At 60.4% G+C, this 19197-nt stretch carries 15 protein-coding genes and 4 pseudogenes; 8 read left to right on the forward strand and 11 right to left on the reverse strand.

From position 1 onward, the window contains the following. Positions 1-318: 318 nt before the first annotated feature. Positions 319-768, reverse strand: coding sequence for a GNAT family N-acetyltransferase (locus HWX91_RS18180; protein WP_244144087.1), 450 nt, complete (start codon positions 766-768; stop codon positions 319-321). Between HWX91_RS18180 and HWX91_RS41355 the strand changes: the two are divergent. The 3 genes and pseudogenes from HWX91_RS41355 to HWX91_RS18190 form a co-directional block, all read left to right on the forward strand. Beyond that, positions 713-1177, forward strand: a pseudogene (locus HWX91_RS41355) (MFS transporter); the annotation flags it as partial. The gene HWX91_RS18180 and the pseudogene HWX91_RS41355 overlap by 56 nt on opposite strands. A gap of 59 nt (positions 1178-1236) precedes the next feature. Continuing rightward, the gene (locus HWX91_RS18185) at positions 1237-1542 is read left to right on the forward strand and encodes a porin family protein (RefSeq protein ID WP_028197579.1); all 306 of its coding nucleotides are present in this window, start codon (positions 1237-1239) and stop codon (positions 1540-1542) included. 419 nt (positions 1543-1961) lie between these two features. Next, positions 1962-3545 (forward strand): annotated as a pseudogene (locus HWX91_RS18190) (aldehyde dehydrogenase (NADP(+))). 203 nt (positions 3546-3748) lie between these two features. Here HWX91_RS18190 and HWX91_RS18195 read toward each other — a convergent pair. Continuing rightward, entirely contained in the window at positions 3749-4651 is a 903-nt protein-coding gene (locus tag HWX91_RS18195) for a LysR substrate-binding domain-containing protein (RefSeq protein ID WP_028197580.1), read from the reverse strand. A 160-nt stretch (positions 4652-4811) separates the two neighbouring features. Here HWX91_RS18195 and HWX91_RS18200 point away from each other — a divergent pair, with 160 nt between their 5' ends. The 4 genes from HWX91_RS18200 (at position 4812) to HWX91_RS18215 (ending at position 9414) form a co-directional block, all read left to right on the forward strand. Next, positions 4812-5759 (forward strand): dihydrodipicolinate synthase family protein, encoded by a 948-nt coding sequence (locus HWX91_RS18200; protein WP_028197581.1) that lies wholly within the window; start codon positions 4812-4814, stop codon positions 5757-5759. 54 nt (positions 5760-5813) lie between these two features. Further along, entirely contained in the window at positions 5814-6968 is a 1155-nt protein-coding gene (locus HWX91_RS18205) for a mandelate racemase/muconate lactonizing enzyme family protein (RefSeq protein WP_028197582.1), read from the forward strand. 111 nt (positions 6969-7079) lie between these two features. Further along, complete coding sequence (locus tag HWX91_RS18210; RefSeq protein WP_028197583.1) at positions 7080-8378, forward strand: MFS transporter; 1299 nt, start codon at positions 7080-7082, stop codon at positions 8376-8378. 58 nt (positions 8379-8436) lie between these two features. After that, entirely contained in the window at positions 8437-9414 is a 978-nt protein-coding gene (locus HWX91_RS18215; RefSeq protein ID WP_028197584.1) for an amidohydrolase family protein, read from the forward strand. An 84-nt stretch (positions 9415-9498) separates the two neighbouring features. Here HWX91_RS18215 and HWX91_RS18220 read toward each other — a convergent pair whose 3' ends face one another. From HWX91_RS18220 to HWX91_RS18250, 7 genes and pseudogenes are all read right to left on the reverse strand, one after another. After that, positions 9499-9684 carry a tautomerase family protein gene (locus tag HWX91_RS18220; protein ID WP_028197585.1) on the reverse strand — a complete coding sequence of 62 codons (186 nt, stop codon included), beginning with the start codon at positions 9682-9684 and terminating at the stop codon, positions 9499-9501. Between the two features lie 32 nt (positions 9685-9716). After that, positions 9717-10127: a hypothetical protein gene (locus tag HWX91_RS18225; RefSeq protein WP_052660765.1), complete on the reverse strand. Its 411-nt coding sequence runs from the start codon at positions 10125-10127 to the stop codon at positions 9717-9719. Between the two features lie 249 nt (positions 10128-10376). Next, positions 10377-10877, reverse strand: a complete 501-nt coding sequence (locus tag HWX91_RS18230) for a hypothetical protein (RefSeq protein ID WP_052420790.1) — start codon at positions 10875-10877, stop codon at positions 10377-10379. 12 nt (positions 10878-10889) lie between these two features. After that, positions 10890-11624, reverse strand: coding sequence for an SDR family oxidoreductase (locus HWX91_RS18235; protein ID WP_042275550.1), 735 nt, complete (start codon positions 11622-11624; stop codon positions 10890-10892). Beyond that, a complete protein-coding gene (locus HWX91_RS18240; RefSeq protein WP_028197587.1) occupies positions 11621-13045 on the reverse strand; it encodes an MFS transporter in 1425 nt (474 codons plus the stop codon). Before HWX91_RS18240 ends, HWX91_RS18235 begins: the two co-directional genes overlap by 4 nt. After that, positions 13042-14097, reverse strand: coding sequence for an SDR family oxidoreductase (locus tag HWX91_RS18245; RefSeq protein ID WP_028197588.1), 1056 nt, complete (start codon positions 14095-14097; stop codon positions 13042-13044). Before HWX91_RS18245 ends, HWX91_RS18240 begins: the two co-directional genes overlap by 4 nt. Before the next feature lie 11 nt (positions 14098-14108). Next, positions 14109-14897 (reverse strand): annotated as a pseudogene (locus HWX91_RS18250) (SDR family NAD(P)-dependent oxidoreductase). Between the two features lie 168 nt (positions 14898-15065). Between HWX91_RS18250 and HWX91_RS18255 the strand changes: the two are divergent. Further along, a pseudogene (locus HWX91_RS18255) lies at positions 15066-16001 on the forward strand (LysR family transcriptional regulator). A gap of 394 nt (positions 16002-16395) precedes the next feature. Here HWX91_RS18255 and HWX91_RS18260 read toward each other — a convergent pair. Further along, on the reverse strand, positions 16396-17577 hold the full coding sequence (locus tag HWX91_RS18260; protein ID WP_042275556.1) for a porin: 1182 nt from the start codon (positions 17575-17577) through the stop codon (positions 16396-16398). 218 nt (positions 17578-17795) lie between these two features. After that, positions 17796-19121 (reverse strand): MFS transporter, encoded by a 1326-nt coding sequence (locus HWX91_RS18265; protein WP_042275559.1) that lies wholly within the window; start codon positions 19119-19121, stop codon positions 17796-17798. Positions 19122-19197: the final 76 nt, after the last annotated feature.

A 19197-nucleotide genomic window follows, 5' to 3' on the forward strand; every position in this document is an offset into this window, starting at 1 on the left:
GCGTTCACCCAGACAGTCGGAATCCACACATGGCTCTGGCATTCTTGGGACGTAGCTGACGATCTTGGGTCTGTCAGGATTTTCGTGTTTGACGCAAGACATCTATCGGGCAGCAATCAGCGACGAAGTCGGCTTTTCGTGTGGCGGCTCTCTCGTCCGCTCCTTCTTCGGCCCTCTAACCGGGAAATGTACCGACTCTGAACTTTGTGCAGATAATTCATCATTTCCTCTGTTCGTGGAAAGAGTCGGATACTCGTTTCCGTCGCAGCCGATGATTGCATCTTCTACGCGAGGCAGGGAACGGTACAAATCAGATGCTTACCTACGGATTTCTCGGACAGGGTCAATTGTTTGCCGCAAATAGTCCTGCCGGGTCATTCTGTAACGTCGACTCGGCATTCCATCATGCGTGCTTTGCCCGTGGTCCCTCATTCCCACCTTCTCGGCGACTCTCATCGACGCGACGTTAGCCGCGTGAATATCCGCAACGATCTCTGGCAATTGTTTATCGTACAACGCATGCGTTGCTATCGGAAGTGCCGCCTTTGTCGCATATCCGTGTCCCCATGCCTTACGGGCGAGACGCCATCCGATCTCGATCTCCGGTCCGATTGCATCATAGGGGATCAGGAGCACCCAACCAAGAAAATGACGGGGATCTTGTTTCGGAAAGATGGACCAGTACCCGAGACCCTCGCCAAATCCCGTTTCGATGCGATGTTCTAGAAAGCGCTCGTGCGCGGCGGGATCACTCCACGGACCGGTCACAGGTCACCTCGGGATCACGGTCCATGGAGAGACAGGCATCGTATTGTTCCTGATCACTGGTGCACTAGGCCTTCTAATCATCGTGCCTCTGTATGCGCTCACCCTGCGCCGGGAACAGGACGCGCCGTACCGCACGCTGCCTGCGACGGGCGGCAAGACGAAGCTTTCGCTTGCCGCGATGGGGCGAGGCAAGTTTCTCTCTCTGATGCTGTTTGTACAGGTTACACGGGGAATGTTGTTCTGGGGGATCACCCTTTGGCTGCCTCTTGCGATTCGTTCCATCGGGTTCTCAGGAACAGCGCAGGCCGTAGCCAGTGCAGTTGCTTTTCTCTTCGCCGTACTGTTGGCAGTGCCCATGGCGTCAGTCAGTGATCGTACGGGAAAGCGAGCGCGTGTGGCAGCACTTAGACTGATCATAACTGTTCGTATTACGGGAACAACGCTAACAATAGTCCCACTACGAATAACATGTCCTTCGCGCCGATCTTTTCGGGATACGCATCTGCCGGCAAGCTACAGGTTTTGGGCGCGTTGGCTGGTTATCACTTTGGAAAGCTGGATGCTGCGCTGGTCTACACCAACACGCAATTCACCAACTTTGGATCTGAACCAGGCGTCAATGCATTGAGCTATGCCGGAAAGGCTTTGTTCAATTCATTCGAACTGAGCCTCAGCGGCTTTGTCGCTCCGTCGGTCCGCGTTGGTTCGCGTATGTCTATACGGGAGGGACCGGGCCAACAAATGGAGCAGGAAGCGTTGCCTACAATCAGATAAATATGGGGATCGACTACTTTCTGTCAAAACGCACGGATGTCTACATTGGCGTGATCTGGCAGCACGCATCCGGACATGACTCAACGGGACATCGAGCGGTCGCCGATATCTACGGGCTGACCGCATCTACATCCTCGAATCAGGCCACCACGGCGATTGGGCTGCGGCACGCGTTTTAACAGCGCGCTGAAAGAATCGGGCGGAAAAAGATGGCCAGAGCGATTGGCAAGTTAGCGAACTACCGGATATTGCCGTCGTTCCGGAGGGAATGATGCAAGCCTTGTTAGTCAGCTCGACAACGCTTCGCAAGCGTTCGCACTTTAGCTGTCAAAGGTAGCGATATTTGCGACCGATAGCCGGGATAGTCGGGTTTCCTGAGAACCTCCTCGTTTTATTTTCACCTCGTAAGGACGAAATACATGCAACTTACTGGCAAGCTGCTAATCGGTCAGCAATCACTTCTCGGCACCAACGGCTCAATCAAGGCTGTGAATGTGTCGACGGGCGCCGCTATCGGACCGGCTTTTGGTGGCGCGACACTTGGCGATTTGGATCGAGCTTGTTCCCTCGCATGGGCGGCGTTCGACGTCTATCGCGAAACTTCGCCTGAAGCGCGCGCCGATTTTCTGGAAACTATCGCGCAGAACATTCTTAATATCGGCGACGCCTTGATTGAGCGCTGCATGATCGAAACCGGCCTGCCGCGTCATCGCCTCGAAGGCGAACGCGGACGTACGATCGGCCAATTACGCATGTTCGCAGATGTCGTGCGCAATGGCGACTTCATCGGCGTACGCATCAATCCAGCACTGCCGGAACGTCAACCTTTCCCGCGTGCGGGTGTTCGTCTGCGGCAGATTGGCCTGGGTCACGTCGCAGTGTTCGGCGCTAGCAATTTCCCGCTTGCTTTCTCGGTCGCGGGCGGTGATACCGCTTCTGCGCTCGCCGCCGGTTGCCCGGTGATCGTCAAGGCACACTCGGCACATCCGGGCACGGCAGAACTTGTTGGTCGCACGGTGCAACTTGCAGTGAAACAATGCGGGATGCACGAAGGCACGTTCTCGCTGCTTTTCGACAGCGGTCGGGACGTTGGTTAGGGCCTCGTCAACGACAAACGTATCAAAGCGGCTGGTTTTACCGGGTCGCGTGGCGGCGGCACGGCGCTGATGAAACTCGCGGCAGCACGCGCTGAACCGATACCCATCTACGCAGAAATGAGCAGCATCAACCCCGTCTTGCTGTTTCCGAACGCTTTGAAGAACCGTGGCGAAGCCATCGCGGAGACGTTCGTGCAATCGCTCGTGCTGGGCGCAGGTCAGTTCTGCACGAACCTAGGTCTTGTACTCGCGGTAGATGGTCCGTATCTCGACACATTCATCGCGGCAGCATCGATTGCGCTGAAGGATACCGCCGCGCAGACCATGTTGACGCCGGGCATTTTCAAGGCGTACGAAAGCTCAGTCGCGAACGCCGGAAAGCACGCTGATGTGACGTGCACGGTGCGAGGCCGTGAAGCAACCGGCGACAACCAGGGGCGGTCCGCACTGTTCGTGACTAACGCTGAAGCGTTCCGAAAGAGCCACGAACTCCAGGATGAGATCTTTGGCGCATCGTCTCTGGTTGTACGTTGCCGGAGCTTGGAAGACATGCTTGAGCTGGTCGAATCGCTCGAAGGCCAGTTGACTGCGGCGCTGCACATCGATGAAGCCGACTACGCCGACGCGAAGCGTGTCATCCCCGCGCTGGAACGGTGCACTGGGCGTATTCTGGTGAATGGTTTCGGCACTGGAGTGGAAGTCGGCCATGCGATGGTCCACGGAGGCCCGTTCCCCTCGACGGCAGATGGCCGCTCGACTTCAGTTGGCAGCCTGGCAATCTATCGTTTCTTGCGCCCGGTGAGCTATCAGGACCTGCCGGAAGGGCTGTTGCCAGATGCCCTGAAGAACGACAACCCGTTGGGTCTGAATCGTCGCATGGACGGAAAGTTGCAACTGGCGTCATGACAATCAGCTAGCCTGGGGATTTTCGTTTTAAGGCCGGTCATTAAGTTGCTGGTCAGGAGTCGAGCGCGCTTTCGAGTTGGTAGCTTGGGACTGCCTCCCAAACGTGTTGATTTGAATGAATCCTGGCCCACCCTGCGCAGTAATTTGGAGTGTACCCATTACGCCGGACCGGTTTCGCAGTTTTGCATGGGAACGTGCATCGCTTATTGTGTTGCGGTCGACTCCTCCAGTAACCAGTCACGAAACGCCTTGACCGGCGGAAAATCGATCCGATGCGGCCGGGTGAAGATGTAGTAGCCCATCCCCTCGACGTGTGCGGAATCGCACGCGATCCGTAGTTGACCTGTACGTAACTCGTCTTCCACCAGAAAACGCGCGACCAGACCGACGCCGATGTCGGCCATCACCGCTTGTAGCAGGTGTGACGTCAGTTCGAAAACCGGACCCGGGCGCATGTCTACGGTCGGAAAGCCGTGCTGTATGAACCAGTGGCGCCACACGTCGGGTCGCGCGGCGACCTGCAGCAGTTGCAGCTTCGTGATGCCGCGTGTCGTGCCTCCGTCCAGCATGTCGGCAATGTTCGGACTGACGACTGGCACCAGTTCCTCATTCAGCAACCTTTCGGACACCGCACCGGGCCACCGTCCATCGACACTGTTGCTGATCGCCATGTCCATGCCGCCCAGTTCGAGATCAAACTGGCCGATGCGGGAGTGGATATGCACCTGGACGTTCGGGTTGCGCGCATAAAAGCGGTGGATTCGCGGTAGCAGCCATTTCGAGCCGACTGAGGGCAGGATCGACAGATGGAATGACCCACCGCCCTGCCGGTAGCTGATTGCCTGCAGGGTCCCGTTGCGTATCTTCGCGAGTCCGATCGCCACTTCATGCAGATATATCGAGCCGACGTCGGTCAGCGCAATCTTGCGGCCACGGCGCAGGAACAGTTCGACACCAAGCTGTTCCTCGAGCATCTGGACATGGCGGCTGACCGCGCTTTGTGTCAGTGCCAGTTCCTCCGCGGCGCGCGTGAAACTCTGATGGCGGGCGGCTGCTTCGAACGCAAGCAGCATCGACATCGACGGGGTGAGACGTCGTGGATTCATGCGTAAAACTCATGCATAGAGGGTAGAAAAGCCGTTTTGAACGGTACCGTTTCGATCTTACACTGCATTTTAAGCGGGAAATGTAGATCGATACCCACCTGCCCGCCGCACTGACGGCGTACAACATTCCCCACGGAAACGCACAACAACCGGAGACGCCATGACTGCTTCCCACCCCGTTCGCCTGCGCGGCGCATATGCGCCGGTCCTGACACCCTTCAGACATGATCTTTCGGTTGACGTTGACCGTTTCGTCGAGCATTGCCGGTGGCTTACAGACCAAGGCGCCGGACTCGCGGTATTTGGCACCAACTCGGAAGCGGCGTCTGTGTCGCTGGACGAACGCATCGAACTGACTGAGGCCGTTATCGAGGCCGGCATCGATCCGGCGAAACTGATGCCAGGCACGGGTCTCTGTGCGCTGCCCGAAGCTGTTCGACTGACCAGTCACGCGGTGTCGCTCGGTGCACCGGGCGTGCTTGTGCTTCCACCGTACTATTTCAAGTCGCCGTCCGAAGACGGACTCTTCGCGTATTACTCGGAGATCATCGAACGCGTCGGCGATGCGCGTCTCGCGCTTTACCTCTATCACTTCCCGCAGATGTCCCAGGTGCCCATCACGGCGAGCCTTGTCGAGCGGCTGCTCAAGCGCTATCCGGAAACCATCGCGGGCCTGAAGGACTCGTCGGGTGACTGGGACAATACGCGCACGATGATCGAGCGCTTCGCGTCTCACCCTCACGGCTTTTCTGTATTTCCGGCCAGCGAATCAACGCTGGGCAAGGCAGTTCCGATCGGCGCCGCAGGCTGTATCAGCGCCACGGTCAACGTGAATCCGCGCCGTGTGAGTGCACTGATCGAACAGCTCCATGCGAATCCTCGCGCAGAGGCTGCTACGGCTCTACAACGCGAAGTAGACGATGTACGCGGCATCTTCCAGCGTCTGGCAATGATTCCAGCGATGAAAGCGACGCTCGCCCGCGCGCGTCACGCCGAAGACTGGAATGTCGTGCGCCCTCCGTTGCAGGCATTCGATCGCAACGCTGCGCGCGACCTCGACGCACAGCTTGAACGCATTGGCTTCGCGGTCGCGCCGCTTCACGCCTGATCGATCCGGTAGCCAAATCGTTTACCGTCTTTCCCTAAACAACGAGCGCAAAGCATGTCGAAGATCGATTCCGTATCCGTATGTGTCGCCCGTGTCCCGCTGTCGAAGCCGGTCACGTTTTCCACCCGAACCGTCACGGCTCGCGAATATTGCCTCGTGCGCGTGCGTTCCGTCGATGGCGTCGAAGGACTCGGCTATTGTTATGCCGTCAATACGTCGGGCCATCTGCTGGCCGGCGCGGTCGCTGAACTGCTGGCGCCTGTGATCGTCGGGCAGGAATCACTGCGCGTGGAGTGGCTATGGAAGTCGATGTATCAGGAAGCGCTGCTGCAAGGGCGTGCAGGCGGAGTAATGCGCGCGCTGTCCGCCGTCGACACGGCGTTGTGGGATCTGAACGCGCGTACCGCCGGATTACCGCTCTATCAGTATCTCGGCGCGCATGCCGACGATCGTGTGCCGGCTTACGCGAGCGGCGGCTATTACCTGGAGGGCAAAACGAACGACCTGCTTGCTCAGGAAATGGCTGAGCATGTGCGTGAGGGCTTCAAGGCGGTGAAGATGAAGTCCGGGCTGCTGAGTCCGCGAGAAGAAGAAGCGCGTCTTGCGGCCGTGCGCGAAGCGATTGGTCCGGATGTGCTGCTAACGCTCGATATCAACAATGGCTGGCGCGACCTGCCTCATGCATTACAGTACGTCTCCCGTTTCGAAAAATACGATCCGTTCTGGATCGAGGAGCCCTTCTCTCCTGACGATCTCGACAATCACGTGCGGCTAGCCGAGGCAACCCGCGTCACCGTCGCTACCGGCGAAATCGAAGCCGGGCGGTGGCGTTTCAAGGACCTGATGCAGCGCGGCGCCGCAACACTGCTGCAAACCGATGCGACCGTCTGCGGTGGCATCACCGAGTGGCGCCGCATTGCGGCGACCGCGTCGAGCTTCGGCATTCCAGTGTCGCCCCATGCGTGGCACGACGTACATGTACATCTGGTTGCATCAACGCCAAATGCGACCATGGTCGAATGGATGCCCGACGATCACATCGTCAACTTCCGGCATCTGATCGACCGTCAGCTCGAAGCGCACAACGGCGACATCCTGTTGCCAAAGCAGCCGGGACTTGCGTTTGAATTCGATCCCCGGGCCATCGACCGGTATGGCCTCACCCAGCCTGGCCAGTCGCAGCCGTGGCAGACGATCTCGCGCCGATAGGCTGACGACAGTCGCAACGTAGTTCTTCGGTGCACAAAGGCTATAGAGGCCAGCGGGAACCGGCCCTGAACAGGACATGAGAGCCGGCACAAAGCTGGCGCAGGAGACGAGATGCAGTGGACAGATGAGATCGATCCGATCGAAAAGCGCGTAATACGCAAGGCGACAGTCCGCATTGTGCCGTTCGTGATTGCCTGCTACTTCTTCGCTTATCTGGACCGGGTGAACGTCGGTATTGCGGCCTTGCAGATGAACGATGCTATTGGGTTAAGCGCGGCGGCATTCGGCTTTGGCAGCGGCGTGTTCTTTCTCGGGTACTTCCTCTTTGAAGTACCGAGCAACCTGCTTCTCCAGCGATTCGGTGCGCGGCGCTGGATCGCGCGGATCATGATCACATGGGGACTGCTTGCGGCGGCGATGATTTTCGTGCGGGGCACGACGTCGTTCGTTGTGCTGCGATTCCTGCTCGGCGCGGCGGAAGCGGGTTTCTATCCGGGCGTGATTCTCTACATCACGTACTTCTTTCCTGCTGCGTATCGCGGTCGTATCGTCGCCGTGTTCACGACGGGCGTGCCACTGTCGCTCTTTCTTGGATCGCCCGTCTCGACGATGCTGCTCGAAATGCATGGGCTTCTCGGTCTTGCCGGATGGAAGTGGCTGTTCCTTCTGGAAGCAGTGCCCTCCGTGCTGCTGGGCGTCGCGTGCCTGTGGGTGTTGAGCGATCGCCCTGCAGCCGCATCGTGGCTGGAACCAGAGGAGCGTCAATGGCTCGAACGCCGCCTCGCCGACGATCGGGCCCTGCAGCCCGATAAGCCTTCGCGACCACTATTCACACTGCTGGTCGACCCGAAGGTACTCGCCTGTGCCTTTGTCTATGCAGGCGTCGCCGCATCGAGCGTAGGGCTTGCCGTCTGGCAGCCGCAGATCATCAAATCGCATGGCCTGACCAATCTCGAAGCCGGATTGCTGAATTCCGTTCCCTATGGCGCGGCCGTGATCGCGATGCTGGTCTGGGGGCGCCTGTCAGATGTCAGTGGCAATCGCGTGCTCTACACGCTCGTGCCGCTGGTGGTCATCAGTGTCGCGCTCGCGGGCGTCGGAGGAATTGATGCACTCCCGCTGACACTGCTTGCCCTCAGTATCGCAGTGATGGCGACCTATGCGTTCAAGGGGCCGTTCTGGGCCTTCGTGTCCGAAACCTTCGCGCCGGGCGAGGCGGCCGTCGTCCTTGCGCACGTCAACGCGATTGGCGGACTGGGGAGCTTTCTGGGTTCGTGGCTCTTTGGTCTTGTCAAGAGCGCGACCGGTAGCTATGCACTGGGTCTCCTGCCGATCGTCGCGCTCACTTTTCTCGGCGCACTGATCGTCGCCCTTCTGGCGAACCGTTCGCGCCTTCGACAACCTGCCTGAAGCAAGACGGATGCGCGCATCCGTCGGCCTATCGCCACCAACAACAAAGGAGACACGCATGTCCAGTCACAGTCAGTCCCGACGACGCACCCTGAAAACCCTGGCCGCGATTAGCGCGCTGGCGGGCGTAACCGGTAGTGGAACCTGCATGAGCGCCTGGGCGCGGACAGGGATGCAAGAACCTGTTCCGTGGACGAAGGGAACCGAGCATGCGTCACTGAAAATGCCCGCGGATGCAACGGACTGTCATCATCACATCTATGATCATCGCTACCCGCTCGCATCTGGTGCGACATTGAAACCCGGCGACGCGACGGTCGACGACTATCGGCGCCTGCAGCGCCGGCTTGGCACATCGCGCAACGTCGTAATCCAGCCGTCCAGTTACGGCACCGATAACCGTCTGCTTCTCGCATCGATTGCGGCGTTCAACGGCCGTGCGCGTGGCATCGCCGTTGTCGACGACACGGTGAGCCAGGCGGAACTCGAAGCGCTGCATCGCGGCGGCGTACGGGGCATCCGCTTCAACGTAGTGGTGCCAGGGCCGGCAACGGTTGAGATGATTGAACCACTCGCGCAACGCATCGCCCCGATGGGATGGCATGTGCAGGTCAATGCGTCAGCCGCAACGATTCTGTCAGCGCGGCAAATCTGGTACCGTCTGCCATGTCCCGTCGTGTTCGATCACCTCGCGCATATTCCGGAACCGGACGCGCTCACGCATCCCGCCTTTCATCTCGTGACTGATCTGCTGGCGCAGGGCAAGGCGTACGTGAAACTGACCGGCTTCTACAACGAAAGTACGGTGGGGGCGCCCACTTACTCGGACAGCGTTGCGGTCGCAGCGGCCTATGCCAGGGCGGCGCCACAGCAGGTGGTATGGGGAAGTGACTGGCCGCATCCGACCGAGCAGCCGCTTCACCGCATTCCCGACGACGCGTTGCTGCTCGATCTGCTGGCCAAGGCCGTGCCGGATGAGGGTGCGCGTAACCGCATTCTTGTCGGGAATCCCACGACCCTCTACCACTTCGGGTAAGTGTGTCAGAGTCCGCAGCTTGGTCTCGTTCGTGTCCAGGCGGCACATCTGTGTTTCCGGGACGCGATACTGCCTGGACCGTCGCTACCGGTCACTGAACAGTATGCCGCCTTTCGCCTTGGAGTCCGACGGCGACTCAACGATCTGGATCACCACAGTGTCGGCGGGCACCCCGAAATTCCGGGCGACCGCGTCCGTGATGTCTTTCACGAGGCCACGCTTCTGTTCTGTGGTCCGCCCGGTGGCGGCAAATACGATGACTTCCGGCATGTCCTGCTCCTTTCAAGGTCAGTGAATCTCGCTCATACGAACTGTTTCTGGACAGCCTGGCGCGGGGAGTGGGGTGCCGCGGGCGCAAAACCTGTACGTCCTGGCATCTGCAGGCGGCTGCCTACCGGAGCACCCACCGCGTCATGCATGGCCGTACGCAGGGGCGCAATCTCGGGAAAATCGTGCAGCGCGTGGCTGTGAGGCTGCATCCTGAACCCCATGGCGGTAGCCTTCAGATGCAGTCTTGTCCATTCGCGGCCCGCGTCGAACACCGACCGGGGAGAATTGTCCGGTGTTAATACCCATACGTAGGCGCGCCCGCTGTCGATCGCCTGAAGGTAGTGCTCAAGTCCCTGCTGGAAGGCCTGGTTGTGAGGGGCGTTGAGCATATGACGCGTCAGGGTGCCGTTGGCGATCATCGTTTCGACTGCCGCGCCGCTCATTGCCTGTCCCTAGGGGCGCGCACCGATCTCCCTGCGTCCGAGCCGCGTAACCGAGATGATCTCCTCGCGGATATTCGCCTGATGAAGTTCGAGCCAGTAGGCGCGAGGCGCAATGTCGCGGATACGCGAAGCGAGCCCGGGATCGGCTGTTGCGTGTACGAGAGTCGGGCGCCTCGCGGCCGAGGCGAGTTCCGACAGGTCTGTCTCTTCGACACTGCGTGTGATATCGAAGGGCAGACGGTTGGTCGATCACGTCAGCACCTGGTCGAGCAGCGGGGCGCGCGCGAGCCCCTGCCGCGGCGCGAACTGGACGGTGACCAGAGGGCGTGCGTCGAGCCGTGGCATGGGCTCGCCTGTTAGGAACGGTTCGACATCAAGCTCATGACCGCTATCGCTTGCCGCAATGACCATCAGTTCCGTAAATGTGCCAAAGCTCACGGTTAGGTGCCGGTCCGGAAGGTCGCTGACCGGCAGCCGCCGCGACAGGTTCACAAAGAGTTGCAGGCGGTCGTCGCCGACGAGTCGCACGAGCCAGGGCTGCAGATTCATCGCGTTGGGCGCGAGGATCGCGCAGCTGACGGCCCGTACGCGCGGATCTGGATAGTCCGAGGCGGCCGGCAGGGCGTGCCAGGCGGCCCACGGATCGCCATCGGAGACGACCGGCTGGGCACATAGCCAGCCGTCACCGAGAAGGGTGATGCCCAGTCCGAGGGCTGCCGAACGCTGGACGGTTCGTCGCGATGCCGTCATGGAAGCGTGCCTTCAGGCAATGGCGCCGCCGCCATCCACATAGACGGTGCTACCGGTGATATACGGATTGGTGATGAAAGCGATGATCTGGATTGCGATGTGCGCAGGGGTGCCGACGAGACCGGCTGGCAGGCGCGCTGCAGCGCCGTCAAACATAGCCTGGCGCGCATCGCCTTCGAGGGCATCGTACAGTTCGGTCATCACGAGGCCGGGCGATACGCAGTTCACGCGCACGGGCGCGAATTCGAGCGCGAGTCCCCGCGTCAGACCTTCGAGTGCAGCATTGATAGCGCCCTGAATGGCAGCACCTTTTTTCGGACGGACCGACAGATAGCCCGATACGAAGGTCAGCGATCCCCCCGCCGTGATCCGTGCCGCCCGGGCGACCCGGTAGGCTCCCCAGAATTTCGAGTTCATCGACCGGTACGCGTGCGCGAGCGCAAGGTCGCGGATGGCTGCAACTTTCGTCTGCGCGGCCGACACCACCACGTGATCGAAGGGCGCCTGTGCGGTGAAAAACGCGTCGATGCCGGCCTCATCGCTCGTATCAAGTGGCGCGCCGCAGGTAGCGTCGCCGAGTCGCGCAACCGCCGCCGAGATCTTCTGCGCCGAGCGGGATGCGATGACGACCGAAGCGCCGGCTTCCACTGCGGCCTGCGCGGTGCCGAAACCGATTCCGGATGTTCCGCCAACGACCAGTATCCGCTTCCCGGACAATGGTTTGCCCTGCGTTATATCCTGCGTCATGCCTTGACCTCCTTGCGTTGAATGACCTGTTCGCCGGCACGCGGATGAAGCCTCGCGCTATCCCACACGCCGACCACTGCGATTGCTGCGATGACGAGAAATGCGACGCGGAACGGATCGGCCGGTGGGGCGTCCGTGGTAGCGATGACTGTGCCGATCCGCCATGCGATGGCCCCGAGCGCAACGCCCAGGCCCATCGCGAGCTGGAATGCGGCCGAGAACAGCGTGTTCGCTGCGGCCATTGCGGACTGGTGGATGTCGGCGAAAGCGACTGTATTGAGCGCAGTGAACTGCATCGAACGGGTCATGCCGCTCACGAACAGGATCAGGCAGACGAGCGGCAGTGGTATGCCCGTCGAGATCGTCGCGCATGCCGCGATCGTCGCGGCATTGAGCAGGCCGTTCACAACCAGCACCGCCCGGAAGCCGAAGTGTTGCAGCACGGGCGTCGTCATCGGTTTCATGACGAGATTGCCGGCGAACACCGCCATCAGCAGCGCGCCTGCCTTGAATGCATCGTAACCAAAGCCGATCTGGAACATGAGCGGCAGCAGGAACGGTATCGCGCTCACGCCCATACGGAAGAGCGACCCGCCCCAGATCGTCACCCCGAACGTGGGCACCTTGAGCGTGCTGAGATCGATCATGGGATGACGCGCTCGTCGGAGGTGACGCAGCGTCGCGCCCAGCAGCGCGATCCCGGCGATGCCCAGTCCTGCGACCGTGCTCCATGCGATTTCCGGCCGGCCGAGCAGGTCGGCCGCATCGAGCAGGCAGAGGAGGGAGGCCCCGGACAGGACGAACCCGGTCCAGTCAAAAGGCACCCTCTGCTCGCCGCCCGCGCGCGGCACGAGTATGAGTGCCGTCACAAACGCGATCAGACCGAGCGGCAGGTTGAGCCAGAATATCCAGCGCCAGTCGGCATGCTCCGCGATCCATCCGCCGAGGGGCGGCCCAAGCACTGGGGCGACCAGCGCGGGCCAGGTGAGCGTCGCAATAGCCTGGATGAGCCGCTCTTTCGGGGTGACGCGCAGCACGACCAGCCGGCCAACCGGCACCATCATCGCACCGCCAATGCCTTGCAGGATGCGTACGAGAACGAAGACGGGCAACGTCTGCGCCAGTCCGCACAGCAGCGACGCGAGGGTGAACAGCGCGATTGCGGACGCGAACACCCTGCGTGCGCCGAAGCGGTCAGCGACCCAGCCGCTGACCGGGATGAAGATGCCGAGCGTGAGCATGTACGCACTCACCCCGGTGTTGAGGGCAACCGGTGGCACCGCGAAGCCTGACGCCATCTGGGGGATCGCAGGCGTGATGACCGTCGCGTCGAGGTTCTCCATGAAGAACGTGCCTGCGACAAGCAGCGCCACCGACGTGAGGCTGGCGCTCGATGCCGGGGCAGTTTCGCCGGCCGTCATGGGATGACCCTGCGCGCGCGGAATTCGTCGAACAGGCGCAGGAACATGGTTTCGGAGTCGACTACCGGATAGAAGCCGACCTGGCGTATCCGGGTGGTCGACGAAATCACATCCCAGTCGCATCGGAAGATGAAGTCGCCGAACGCCCAGGACGCGACGTGCCCGTAGGGTACCGGCACCAGCCCGTGTCGGGCGACGATGCGCTCCCACACGCTGGCCTTGTCCGCCATCATCGACGTGAGCGGGATCGTCATTGGCGCCGCGAGCGGCATGTCGAAGTAACGCGCGAAGGTGGCCCACACCCGATTCCAGCGGAACACGTCGCCGTTGGTCAGGTTGTAAGCCGCGCCGCCGGTCGCGTGCTCCGCGGCCCACTGCGAACCCTGCGCGAGTTGCGCGGCGTCTGTCACCTGCGCGAGCCGCCCGTAGCAGTCCAGCGAGCCGGGGAAACGCAGCGGCAGGCCCAGCTCTTTCGAGATCGTCGCGTAGACGGCGATCACCATCGCGAGGTTCATGGGGTTGCCGAGCGCGAAACCGCAGACAACGTCCGGGCGCAGCACCACGGCGTCCCACGTCTTGCCGTCGGCTTTTGTCCTCAACCAGTCTTCCTGGTCGTAGTAGAACATCGGTGGCATCTGGCGTGGGTCGTCTTCGTGCGCCGGCGTCGGAAACGCGCCCAGATGCGCGCCGTAGTACTTCGCACCCTCATACAGCACGACGCGCTGCAGAGCTGGCGAGGCGGCCTCTATTGCCTCGACCGTATTTACGAGCATGGCCACATTGATGTCGACCTGCTGGCGCGGATCGGCATGCTCCTGGTATGCCGCGTAGAACACGTGTGTCACATCACCGAGGCCCGCGAGCACCGCACGTGTGGCGTTGGCGTCGGTCAGGTCGACCGGGAGGAAGCGTGCCGAGGTCTGGAAGTCGGGAGACCGGCGCGAGATCGCGGTCACTTTCCAGTCGGACCGTGCAGCCAGATGCTCGACCAGGTTGCGCCCGATGACGCCCAGGCCGCCGGCGACCAGCGCATGTTTCGTTGTCTGGGGCATTGCACTCTCCATCAGAGGCTGTCGACCACGCCGCCGTCGACGCGCAGCGCCGCGCCCGTCGTGGCCGATGCCTGTGGCGAGCATGCGTAGACGATGATGTTCGCGATTTCTTCAACCGATGCTGCGCGCTGGATAATCGAGCTGGGCCGGTTCGCCATGACGAATTCAGCGGCAACCTGTTTCAGCGGTTTGCCGCTCCTGTCTGCTTCGTCGCGAAGCATGCTGGCGAGGCCATCGGAGAGCGTGGGACCCGGCAAGACGGCGTTGACGGTGACGCCGCTGCCGGCCACCCGCTTGGCGAGACCGCGCGCGAGCGAGAGCTGGGTGGTCTTCGTCACGCCGTAGTAGATCATGTCGGCAGGGATATTCAGCGCCGACTCTGACGAGACGAAAACGACGCGTCCCCAGCCTTTTGCCGTCATGTCGGGCAGATAGGCGCGCGCGAGTCGCACGCCGGACAGTACGTTGACTTGGAGGAAGTGAAGCCAGGTATCGTCAGGCGTCTTGAAGAAGTCCTGCGGTCAGTAGATGTCGCGATTGTTGACGAGGATGTCGCAGTCCGGGTGGGTCGCGACCAGCGCAGCGCAGTCCCTGGTTGTGCCCAGGTCGCCCGCGAAACCGGTGACTGTAGCATCCGGCAGCTCCGCGCGTACGGCGGCCAGCGCGCGATCCACACTGGTCTGCGAGCGGGTGAGTACCACCGCGGAACCGCTCGTGGCGAGACCCTTGACGGCGGCGAGCCCGATGCCGGCTGTCGATCCGGTCACGATGACGGTCTTTCCGGTGAGGTCGATTTGCATGTTTGCGTTTCCCTCAAATGGTCGCGAAGATTCTCCCCACGTTGCCACCCGAATAACAACCGGCGTCTGAGAGGCTTCCGGGGGGCGTTCAGCTTCGGGTATTGTCCCGCAACGGGAACATTGATTAAATGGATATCCAGACGATTTACACTTGCCAGACGGTTGATAATGGACGGATTTGACGATTTGCCGGGGCTGTACGCGTTCGAGCGGGTTGCGGCCGCAGGTAGCCTGACCGCCGCGGCCTCGGAGCTCGGACTGACGCTCGCCGCGATCAGCAAACGGCTGGCCGGGTTCGAGCGGCGTCTCGGAGTGCAGTTGATCCATCGCAGCACGCGCAGCCTGTCGTTGACTGACGAGGGCAGATTGCTATATCCATATGCAGCACGCGTGATCGCTGATCTGGAACAGGCGCGTGACGCATTGACGCGCCAGCGCGACGGGGTAACTGGCACGTTGCGCGTGACCGCGCCGAACAGCTTTGGCCGTCGACGGCTGTCCCCGCTGCTTGCAGGCTTCACTGCAAGATATCCCGACCTGAAAATTCAACTGCAGTTGAGCGATGACGTGCTCGATCTCGTTGCTGGTGGCATTGATGTTGCAATACGCTACGGTGAACTGGCCGATTCCCGTCTTGTTGCGAGGGTGCTGGCACGTAATCGCCGGATTCTCTGCGCGTCCCCTGGCTACCTGAAGCGATGTGGCCAACCTCAACGGCTTGCCGACCTGCAAAGGCATCAATGCATTGTGATTGGGTCGGCTCCCGTTACGGAATAGAGTTTCACCAGGCGCTCGGGGAGCCACTCAGTTCGTGTCGAAGCACATATCCTGTGCAACGACGGCGAGGCGGCACATGCCATGGCATTACAGGGGATGGGCATTGTGCTCAAGTCGATACTTGACGTGGCCGAGGACATTGATCAGGGGACACTCGTCCAGGTATTGCCGCGTCATGCTGTTTCCGCCGCGCCCCTGAATGTGGTCTACCCGCACGGACGCCACTTGGCGCCTCGCGTGAGACTGTTCATCGATTTCCTGATTGAAGGCTTCGCATCGATTCAACAGGACGACCGCTTGCAGCGGATCTTCGGCCGGCAGCGGTGACTCCCTGTCCGTGCAGAGGGCGTCCTTGAGTCCGTTACAGACGCGCAATCTGGCTGCGAACCTACCTGTCGATAATCGAAATCGGCCGGAAGGCTCCACCTTTCACGGCGCGCCTTGCCACGATACGCGTTGGGAAATCACGTCCATGCCGCCTTCGCCTGCTGTCAACGACAATGCAGCTCAGACTCGCCGGCTATTATTGGGCCGTGACGCTCGTGCCTGTCCAGATTGCACGCACGTCCATACCACGTTTTCCGGACTACCGATCTTGGCGAGACTCGGATCTGAAGCACGGAGGGTATTTCCGGTGCCGATCGCGCACCGGTGGGCGGAACTTGCTCACCGGTATGCACTGCACCGGAACCTGCCGAGCGTGCGGGGTCTCCGGCGTCTTTTAGAACTTGTGGCGCATGGCTATGCGAACGACGGCTTGATGATCGTTGCCCGAAGGTGACGACTGGTTATTGATGGACGCGATGGCGGGGCGGTTCCGCGAGTCGGTGCCTGACGCCTTCTGATAGATCCCGACCAGGTAAATGTCCGTACTCTTGGACAGGAAGTAATCCACCCCGACCATCCCCTGCTGGTATGTGGCACCGTTGTTGGTGCCTGTAGAAGAAGAGACGTTGCTACTGTTGGTGTAGTTGTACGCCAGCCCGACCACGAGTGCAGGATTGATCTGGTATCTCAGGCTCGCTTCGGCGCTGTTGAAGTGAACGCTGCCGGTGTAACCCGAGGAATTAGGTCCACCCGCCAGATCCCCGAGGCCCTTGAAGGCGATGTTGGAATAGGTCGCACCGAGCGTCACAGAACCCATCGTATAGGCGATACCGGTGCTGACCAGTTGATAGGTGCGCGCAGAGGTGAATCCGCTGAAAATCGGATAGCTTGTGTTGGCCACACTTGACGTGGCGCCTCCAGAGGTCGAAGTACCAAACAGGCCCAGGTTCGGGTTACGGGAATTGATGTACCCCACGCCGAGCTGCAGCGGTCCCATCGCGTAACCGGCACCAACGGACCACACCTGGTTGCGTGTTACGTCACCGGCGACGCCCCCAAAGCTGTAGTCTCCACCAAACGAAAAACCGCCGTAGGAAACACTCTTGAACTTGACGTCGTTGTTGATGCGAAAAGTGTCATTGAAATTGTCGAGGTCGGCAGGATGCGTTCCAATGTTGCCTGCCCACTGGTTACTGACGGCCATCGCGCTCAGGAAATCGATGGCCGATGCGTACTGTCGACCGGCCGTCATGGTCCCAAAGGGCGTCGATATGCCGACATACGCCTGACGCCCGAACAGAAGCCCACCTTGACCGAGCTTCCCGGTATTGACGTCGAATCCGTTCTCGAGAACAAACACTGCGCTATACCCGCCGCCGAGGTCTTCGAGGCCCCGGAAACCCCATCGGCTCCCCTGCATCACCCCGCTCTGCATGGCTAATGATCTGGTGCCGTTCATGTTGCTGTTGTAGTTAATACCCTCATCAATGATCCCGTACAGAGTCACGGAGCTCTGGGCATGAGCGGCGGTGGCGAGAATCAGCGTGCCAGTGGCGATGCAACACATCATTTTCATCTTCTACGTCTCCAGTAAATTTATTGTTAATTACATAGGTATACTAATTAAATACGTAATATCTTAGGAAAGAAAAAGCTTTCCGTTACTCTGAATGGGTCGTATTTTACGGGGTGACCAACGTTCGAAGCAGGTGGTGTTTCCAGATTTCCCCGGGACCTGGTCGGCAAGCCTGTGTCCCGGGCGACAGCGCGTTTTCCCAGCGAGTCCTCAGGTCGTCAGACTGGCTCCATGCGTCTGATGGGCCCTACAACGAAGGCGTAACTGACAATCGCGAGCAACGCATGGACGCCCACGTACACGAGTGCGCCGTCAAAAGAGTCCATCGTCTGCACCAGAAAGCCGATTGCAATGGGAGTGGTAATACCCGCCAGACTGCTAAACGTGTTGAATACTGCCGCATTGAGCCCGGTTGCGTTCACCGGTGATGTGTCCGCAATCACTGCCCACCCAAGGGCGCCGAAGCCTTTTCCGAAAAAGGCAACAGCCATGAGCGCGACGACGAGCCAGTCTACGTTGACATAGTTGCAGCCAATGATCGCGGATGACATCAACATCCCGGCATAGATCGGAATCTTTCGGGAAATGGTCAGTGAGTGTCCCCTGCGAAGCAGCCAGTCGGAGATCAGTCCACCCAGGATCCCACCGAGGAAGCCGCACACTGCCGGCACCGACGCGAGGATGCCGGCGCGTAGAAGCGGAAGATGTCTTGCCTGGACCAGGTAGACGGGAAACCAGGTCAGAAAGAAAAAGGTGAGGGTGCTGATGCAGTACTGGGCGAAATAGATACCCAGCAGTTTCCGGCTACCCAGCAGTCTGCGGAATTTTCTCGACGTGGAGTCGGCCTCTGCAGAGTCCGTGGGTGCCGTTTGTGGCTCAGCCTGATCATGGCGCCCCTCCATATGAAGGGTTGCACCGCCATCCACCATGACCTCGCGTTCTTCGCGTGTCAGCCTAGGGTGGTTCGACGGTGATTTCATCCGGTAGCCAAACAGCAGGCCAGCGGCAATTCCGATTCCACCCATGACATAATAAATCGAGCGCCATCCAAGCGTGACTGCGAGCAGTGCGAGAAGAGGGGTAAAGACGGCGGCGGCAAAATACTGTGTGGCGTTGAAGATTGCGGATGCTGTGCCGCGCTCGGCGGTCGGAAACCAGGCTGACACGATCTTGCTGTTTGCCGGAAAGCAGGGCGCAGCGGCAACGCCGATCAGAAATACCAGCGCGAAGATCAACGCGCTCGCGGTTTGCGCACTAAACATGGGTGCAAATGCAACTGCTGCCGTGAACACTGACCACAACATGATGGCGGCAGTGTAGGTGCGCCTGGCACCAAACCTGTCCAATGCCCAGCCGCCTGCAATCTGGAAAAGCATGTACGCCCAGGCGAAGGCGGAGAACATCCAGCCGAGTTGCAGATGGTTAAGATGGAGTTCAGCCGACATCGGCGTGCTCGCGATCGACATCGTGGCGCGATCGGCCTGGTTAATGCTCATCACAAGGAAGATCAAACCGATGACTTCGTAGCGGATATGTTGCGACATGTAATGGCGCAATCTTGCGAAGGACCGGCGGTTGTCCCCAGTACGGTGGCGGCTATGAGCGTGATCGACGGGCATG

This window comes from Paraburkholderia fungorum (assembly GCF_902833645.1).
GTDB classification, from domain to species: domain Bacteria; phylum Pseudomonadota; class Gammaproteobacteria; order Burkholderiales; family Burkholderiaceae; genus Paraburkholderia; species Paraburkholderia fungorum.